The organism is Streptomyces sp. NPDC127177 (assembly GCF_042672475.1).
In the GTDB taxonomy this organism is placed as follows: domain Bacteria; phylum Actinomycetota; class Actinomycetes; order Streptomycetales; family Streptomycetaceae; genus Streptomyces.
On record NZ_JBHXUW010000034.1, the window covers coordinates 81649 to 87996 of the forward strand.

General features: G+C 72.5%; 6 protein-coding genes. All 6 read left to right on the forward strand.

Annotated elements, in window-relative coordinates; translation table 11 throughout:
* Positions 1-25: 25 nt before the first annotated feature.
* Genes ACFVJX_RS21675 through ACFVJX_RS21700 form a run of 6 tightly spaced genes read left to right on the forward strand, consistent with a single transcriptional unit; the run spans position 26 to position 6325 of the window.
* Positions 26-976 carry an aromatase/cyclase gene (locus ACFVJX_RS21675; RefSeq protein ID WP_384128447.1) on the forward strand — a complete coding sequence of 317 codons (951 nt, stop codon included), beginning with the start codon at positions 26-28 and terminating at the stop codon, positions 974-976.
* A complete protein-coding gene (locus ACFVJX_RS21680) occupies positions 969-2501 on the forward strand; it encodes a class I adenylate-forming enzyme family protein (RefSeq protein ID WP_384128445.1) in 1533 nt (510 codons plus the stop codon). Before ACFVJX_RS21675 ends, ACFVJX_RS21680 begins: the two co-directional genes overlap by 8 nt.
* A 15-nt stretch (positions 2502-2516) precedes the next feature.
* Positions 2517-3134 (forward strand): antibiotic biosynthesis monooxygenase family protein, encoded by a 618-nt coding sequence (locus ACFVJX_RS21685; RefSeq protein WP_384128443.1) that lies wholly within the window; start codon positions 2517-2519, stop codon positions 3132-3134.
* A 46-nt stretch (positions 3135-3180) separates the two neighbouring features.
* On the forward strand, positions 3181-4230 hold the full coding sequence (locus ACFVJX_RS21690; protein ID WP_384128441.1) for an aldo/keto reductase: 1050 nt from the start codon (positions 3181-3183) through the stop codon (positions 4228-4230).
* A complete protein-coding gene (locus ACFVJX_RS21695; RefSeq protein ID WP_384128439.1) occupies positions 4227-5057 on the forward strand; it encodes an SRPBCC family protein in 831 nt (276 codons plus the stop codon). The genes ACFVJX_RS21690 and ACFVJX_RS21695 overlap by 4 nt, the downstream gene beginning before the upstream one ends.
* The gene (locus ACFVJX_RS21700) at positions 5054-6325 is read left to right on the forward strand and encodes an FAD-dependent oxidoreductase (protein ID WP_384128437.1); all 1272 of its coding nucleotides are present in this window, start codon (positions 5054-5056) and stop codon (positions 6323-6325) included. The genes ACFVJX_RS21695 and ACFVJX_RS21700 overlap by 4 nt, the downstream gene beginning before the upstream one ends.
* The last annotated feature ends 23 nt before the right edge of the window (positions 6326-6348 follow it).

A 6348-nucleotide genomic window follows, 5' to 3' on the forward strand; every position in this document is an offset into this window, starting at 1 on the left:
TCATTCAGCAGAGAAGGGAATTCCCGTGTCAGTGACCGGAACGAAGCACCACACCCTGCACAGCGTGGCCGTCGCCGCGCCCGCCGAGGTCGTGTACGGCCTTGTCGCCGACGTCACCAAGTGGCCGCAGTACTTCGGCCCCAACGTGCACGTCGAGCACCTGGAGCAGGACGCCTCCGGTGAGCGCATCCGGATCTGGGCCACGGCCAACGGCTCGGTCAAGAACTGGGTCTCACGGCGTACCTTCGCCCCCGACAGCCTGCGGGTCGACTTCCGCCAGGAGGTCTCGGCGCCGCCGGTGGCCGCGATGGGCGGGGCCTGGGTGGTCTCCCCGGTGGACGGGGAGACCTCGCTGCTCGAACTCCACCACGACTTCGAGGCCGTCGACGACGACCCGGACGGTGTGGAGTGGATCAACGCGGCGGTGGACCGCAACAGCGCGGCCGAGCTGAACAACATCAAGGAGCTCGCCGAACAGCACGCCGATCTGGACGAGCTGGTGTTCAGCTTCGAGGACACCGTCCACATGAAGGCGGACGGCGCCGAGGTCTTCGACTTCCTCAACCGTGCCGACCTCTGGCCCGAGCGGCTGCCGCACGTGGCCCGCCTCGATCTGGCCGAGGACGAGCCGGGCGTCCAGGTGATGGCGATGGACACCAGCACGGCTGACGGGTCGGTGCACACCACCGAGTCGGTCCGGGTCGTCTTCGCTCCCGACCGCATCGTCTACAAGCAGACCACCGTGCCCGGCCTGATGACCGCGCACACCGGCCGCTGGACCGTGGTCCCCGCCGACGGGGGCGTCGATGTGACCTCCCGGCACACGGTCACGCTGAAGCCCGGCGCCGTGGAGAAGATCCTGGGCGAGGGCAAGACCGTGGCCGACGCCCGTGCTTACGTGCACCGAGCCCTGTCCACCAACAGCACCAACACGCTGAAGCTCGCCCGTGACCACGCGGAGGCGCTCCATGGCTGAGTCCGTCCCCGGAGTGCCGGACCGGCTGGATCTGCTGCTCTCCCGGGCGGCCGAGGCGCACCCCGGCCGCCGCGCTGTGGTGGCCGGCGGGGTGGAGATGGACTACGCCACGCTGGACGCCAGGGTGGACGGTGTGGCGGCCGGTCTCCAGTCGCTCCTTCCGGAGCCGTCGGTCGTCGCGGTCGGTTCCGTGCTGCACCCCGACTTCGCCGTCGCGTACTACGCGGCCGTGCGGGCCGGTCACACCGTCGCGGTGGTCAACCCCCTGCTCCGCGAGGACGATCTGCGCCATGTGCTGGAGCTGAGCGGGGCCCGCGCCGCCCTGGTCGACCCGGTGCTCAACACCCGCCTCGATCAGGTGCGCGACCGGCTGCCCGAGCTGCGCGAGGTCGTTCTGATCGGCGCGGACACCGAGGGCATCGCCGGGCTCACCGCCGAAACCGCCCCCTCGCCGTCCGGCCGCGGGCCGCAGGACACCGCGGCCCTGCAGTTCACCAGTGGCACCACGGGCCGGCCGAAGGCGGTGCGGCTCAGCCACCGCAACGTGACGGTCAACGCGGTCCAGACGGCGCGGGCCCATCTGCTCGACGGGCAGAGCGTCAGCCTGAACCATCTGCCGACGTACCACCCGATGCACCTCAACTCGGCGATAGCCGCGGGCGCGACCCAGGTGCTCTGCGCCTCGCCTGAGCCGTACGCGGCGGTGGTGGCCGCCGCCCGGCACAGCGCCACCATCCTGTACAGCCTGCCGGTCCGGCTGGCCCGGCTCGCGGCCGACCCGGACCTCGACTCGATCTCGATGCCCACGGTGCGGCGCATCGCCTCCGGCGGTTCGGCGCTTCCGGTGGCCGCCGCCCGCCGGCTCTCCAAGCGGTTCGGCCTCCCGGTCTTCCAGGGGTACGGGCTCGCCGAGACCTCCCCGCTGACGCACTGCGACGACCCCACGGCCCCGGTGCACGGCTCGGTCGGCACCCCCGTCGAGGGCACCGAGTGCCGGGTCGTCGACATCGAGAGCCGGGCCGTACTGCCCGCGGGGTCGAGCGGCGAGGTGCAACTGCGCGGACCGCAGGTGATGCAGGGGTACGTCGGCGGGCCCGACGGCACGGGTGTCGAGCCGGACGGCTGGCTGAACACCGGTGATGTCGGCCGGATCGACGAGGACGGCCGGCTGTTCCTGGTGGACCGCCTCAAGGACGTCTTCAAGTGCGACAACTTCCTGGTGGCGCCCTCGGACGTGGAGCGCGTCCTGCGCCGTGACCCGAGGGTCGCGGACGTCGTCGTGACCGAGCTGCCCGACGCCATGCGCGGCGGGGTCGCCGGTGCGCTGGTGGTCCTGACCGCCGGCGCGTCCGCGGCCCCCGACGAGCTCGCGGACGTCGTCGCCACGGCCAACGAGTCACTGCCCTACTACCAGCACGTGCGGGACTTCATGCGGCTGGACGCCATCCCGCGCTCCGGCAACGGCAAGGTCCAGCGCCGCGTCCTGGCCCAGCAACTCGTCCAGCACCAGCCCGTCGCGGGCTGAACCGAAAGGCTTCGCATGTCCTTCACCGTCATCAACACGTTCACGCTGAAGAACCCCACGGACGCCGAGGCGTTCGAGCACCGCTTCCTCACCCATGTGGAGTGGATGCGCGCGCAGCCGGGCTTCCTCTCCCACCAGGCGGCGCGCTCCACCGAGCGGCCCGAGGTCTATGTCAACCTCGGCTGGTGGGAGCGGCCCGAGGACTTCCAGCAGGTGCTCGCGAGCCCGACCTTCCAGGAGCACGCGGAGGAGTTCCACCGGATCGTCGATGTCGACGCCGACCCGTCGATGGGCCTGGTGCGCCTCGACGGCGTCGCGGGTGCGCCCGAGGACGCCCTGGTCGTCGACTACTTCACGGTGAGCGGTGACACCGACGCCTTCGTCGGCGCCTACCGGGCGTTCGCCGAGGCCGCGGCGGGCCTGGACGGTTTCGTCGCCGCCGACCTCGCCACCTCGCTCTTCGCCCGGCCCGGCGGGTTCACCGCCGCGACCCGCTGGCGCACGGCGGGGGCCGCGCTCGCGGCGAGCCGGCTGCCCGAGTACGCGGCGGTCGCCGCGCTGGCGGAGGTGCGCACCGTGCCCGCCTCCCACCTCGCGGGCAACCGGGCGGAGTTCGCACCGGCCGGTGCCTGACCGGCGCGGTACAGACCCTCCGCCGGAGGGAGAGAAGGGATTCACCATGGAGTACCGCCGTCTCGGCTCATCGGGACCGGTGGTGAGCCGCGTCGCCTTCGGGAACTCGCTGACCGCGGGCAACCAGCTGGAGGACCGGACCGCCACCGCCTGCGTACGGGCCGCGCTCGACGCGGGCATCACCACGTTCGACACCGCGGACGCCTACGCCGGGGGCCGGGCCGAGGAACTCCTCGGCCGGGCCCTGGCCGGGGTGGACCGCGACTCCGTCGTGATCTGCACCAAAGTGGGCAGGGGCGGCGGGCCGGGGCCGGGGGCGTTGTCGGCCGGCCGGATCGCCGACAGCCTGGACAGCTCGCTGCGGCGGCTGGGCACCGGGCACATCGATCTGTACCAGGCCCATCTGTACGACGACTCGACACCGCTCGAAGAGACCATGCGGGCCTTCGCCGACGCCGTCGCGGCGGGCAAGGTCCGCTACGTCGGGGTCTCCGAGTGGGCCGCCGACGAGATCGGCCGCGCGGCCGCTCTCGCCCGCGAACTCGGTGTCCCGCTCGTCTCCAACCAGCCGCAGTACTCGATGCTGTGGCGGGTCATCGAGGCCGAGGTGGTCCCGGCCTGCGAACAGCTCGGCATCGGGCAGATGGTCTGGTCGCCGCTGGCCGGAGGCGTGCTGACCGGCAAGTACAGGCCGGGCAGCCGGCCGCCGGCCGGGTCCCGGGCGGTGGCCGCCGAGGGTGGGGAGATCTCCATCCAGCGCTACAACTTCCTGTCGGACGAGGTCCTGAGCGCCGTCGCACGCGTCGCCGTACTGGCCGAGGAGGCCGGACTGCCGCTGCCTCAGCTGGCGTTGGCCTGGGCCCTGCGCAACGCAGGGGTCGCCACCGCGGTGATCGGCGCCTCCGCCCCCGAGCAGATCGGCCGCAACATCGCCGCCGTCTCCAGGACGCTCGGCCCCGAGCTGCTCCGCGCGATCGACGCCGCGCTCGGTTCCGTGGCCGTCCGCGACCCCGGACTGACCCTGAGCCGGATGCTCCGGGCCCGTGCGGCCGCCGCCGCCCCCTCCACCGCTCCCCCGCGAAAGGTACTGCTGTGAGCACTTCCACGACCGCTCCGGAGATCCACCGCACCCGCGCCGCGATCGACGTCGGCGCCCCGGCACAGACCGTCCACCGGGCGCTGACCGATGTGTCCGGCTGGCCCGTGCTGTATCCCTGGATCGCGCACACCGAGGTCGTCGCCCGGAACGGCCAGGACGACACGGTCAAGTTCTGGGCGGTGCGGCCGGGCCCCGAGGGCGGGCTGCGGATCTGGACCTCCACCCGCACGGTCGACCCGGTGGCGCTGCGCATGGAGTTCACCCAGCAGGGCTCGGTGGGCCCGATCAGCCGGCTGGGCGGCACCTGGGACTTCGTGCCGCTGGCCGGCGGAGGGTGCCGGGTGGAGTCGGGGCACTGGTTCACCACCGACGCCGACCCGGCGGACACCGCGGGCGAGCTCGACCGGCACGGCGCCCTCCAGATGCGGACCCTCAAGGAGCAGACCGAGCACCCGACCGCGCTGACCTCGGACGTCATCCGGGTCGGCGACAGCGCGGTGCTCACCGGCACGGTGGCATCGGTGCGGGACCGGCTGCTGGACGTCCTGCCGCCGCGCGAGGCTGCGGAGAGCGCCTGGTTCGGCACGCACGAGGGCGTCCCGTCCGTGCAGATCGAGCACGACGGTCACACCCTGGTGCAGAAGCTGCTCACACCGGGCGCCCCGGCCGAGCTCTACCGGCGGCGGTGGCGGCTCGCCGAGGCACCGGGCGGGGTCCTGGTGGCGGTGGACGTGCTCGCGGTGGCGTCGGACGGGCACGAGCGGGTGCGCGAGCGGGCCGTCGCCGACGTGCGGTCGGCCCTCGCGTCGGCCGGCCGGCGATGACCGCGGCCACCGGTCAGGACCTCGCGGCCGATGCCGCCGCCGAGGTGGACCACTCCGATGTCTGCGTCGTCGGTGCCGGCCCCGCCGGACTCACCCTGGCGCTGCTGCTGCTGAAGTCCGGGCTGCGGGTGACGGTCGTGGAACGCTCCCGCTCCCATCAGCGGGAGTTCCGCGGCGAGATCATCCAGCCGGGCGCCATGAAGGTACTGGACCGGCTCGGCGTGCTCGCCGGGGCGCGGGCGCGCGGCTGCCACGAGCACTCCCGGTTCCGGCTCGTGGAGCAGGACCGGGTGCTGCTCGACATCGACTACCGGGCCCTGCCCGCCCCCTACGACCATCTCCTGTCCATCCCCCAGTCCCATCTGCTGTCCGAACTCCTTCTGCACTGCGCCGAGTTCCCGTCCTTCCACTATGTGGACGGCTGCCGGGTGAACGGACTGCTGCGGGACGGGCAGGGCCGGATCACCGGGGTCAGGGCCGACAGGAACGTCTTCCGCAGCAAGGTGGTGGTGGCGGCCGACGGCAGGTTCTCCAAGGTGCGCAGGCTCGCCGGGATCGAGGCGGGCCGCAGCGAGGCCTTCGACCAGGACGTGCTCTGGTTCAAGCTGAGGAAGGACGCGCCCGACGCCGGCCACGACGTACGGGTGTTCAGGAGCGCGGGCACCAGTCCGGTCCTGGCGTACGGGTCCTGGCCCGACCGGATCCAGCTGGGCTGGACGCTGCCGCACCAGGGGTACAAGCAGGTCGTGGCCCAGGGACTCGGCCATGTGAAGCAGCAGTTGGCGAAGGCCGTCCCCGCCTACGCCGATCTGATCGACAATCAGATCACCTCGCTGCGCGACCTCAGCCTGCTCGACGTCTTCTCCGGACGCGCCGAGCGCTGGGCCGCCGACGGTCTGGTGCTGATCGGCGACGCCGCCCACACCCACAGCCCGATCGGCGCGCAGGGCATCAACCTGGCGGTGCAGGACGCGGTCGTGCTGCACCCGCTGCTGGTCGAGTCCGTCGGGCGGGACGACGCGAGCGCGGCGTTCCTCTCCCGGTTCGAGGAGCGGCGGGCACCGGACATCGCGACGATGATGCGGCTCCAGGGCATCCAGAGCAAGGCGATGCTGTCGACGGGCACCTTCGCCACCCGGGTCCGCCCGAGGCTGGCGGCCGTCGTCAAGCACACCCCGCTCTACGGCAAGGTGCTGCGCACGATCGCCTTCGGCAACCCCTCGGTGGCGGTGGCCGAAGAACTCTTCGCGACGCCGTTGAACGCGTAGCTCCACAGCACAGACGGAAGGCC

Excerpts from the sequence above, each read along its gene's own strand:
- ACFVJX_RS21680 (WP_384128445.1), top strand. The coding sequence starts at position 969 with ATGGCTGAGTCCGTCCCCGGAGTGCCGGACCGGCTGGATCTGCTGCTC.
- ACFVJX_RS21685 (WP_384128443.1), top strand. The coding sequence starts at position 2,517 with ATGTCCTTCACCGTCATCAACACGTTCACGCTGAAGAACCCCACGGAC.
- ACFVJX_RS21690 (WP_384128441.1), top strand. The coding sequence starts at position 3,181 with ATGGAGTACCGCCGTCTCGGCTCATCGGGACCGGTGGTGAGCCGCGTC.
- ACFVJX_RS21700 (WP_384128437.1), top strand. The coding sequence starts at position 5,054 with ATGACCGCGGCCACCGGTCAGGACCTCGCGGCCGATGCCGCCGCCGAG.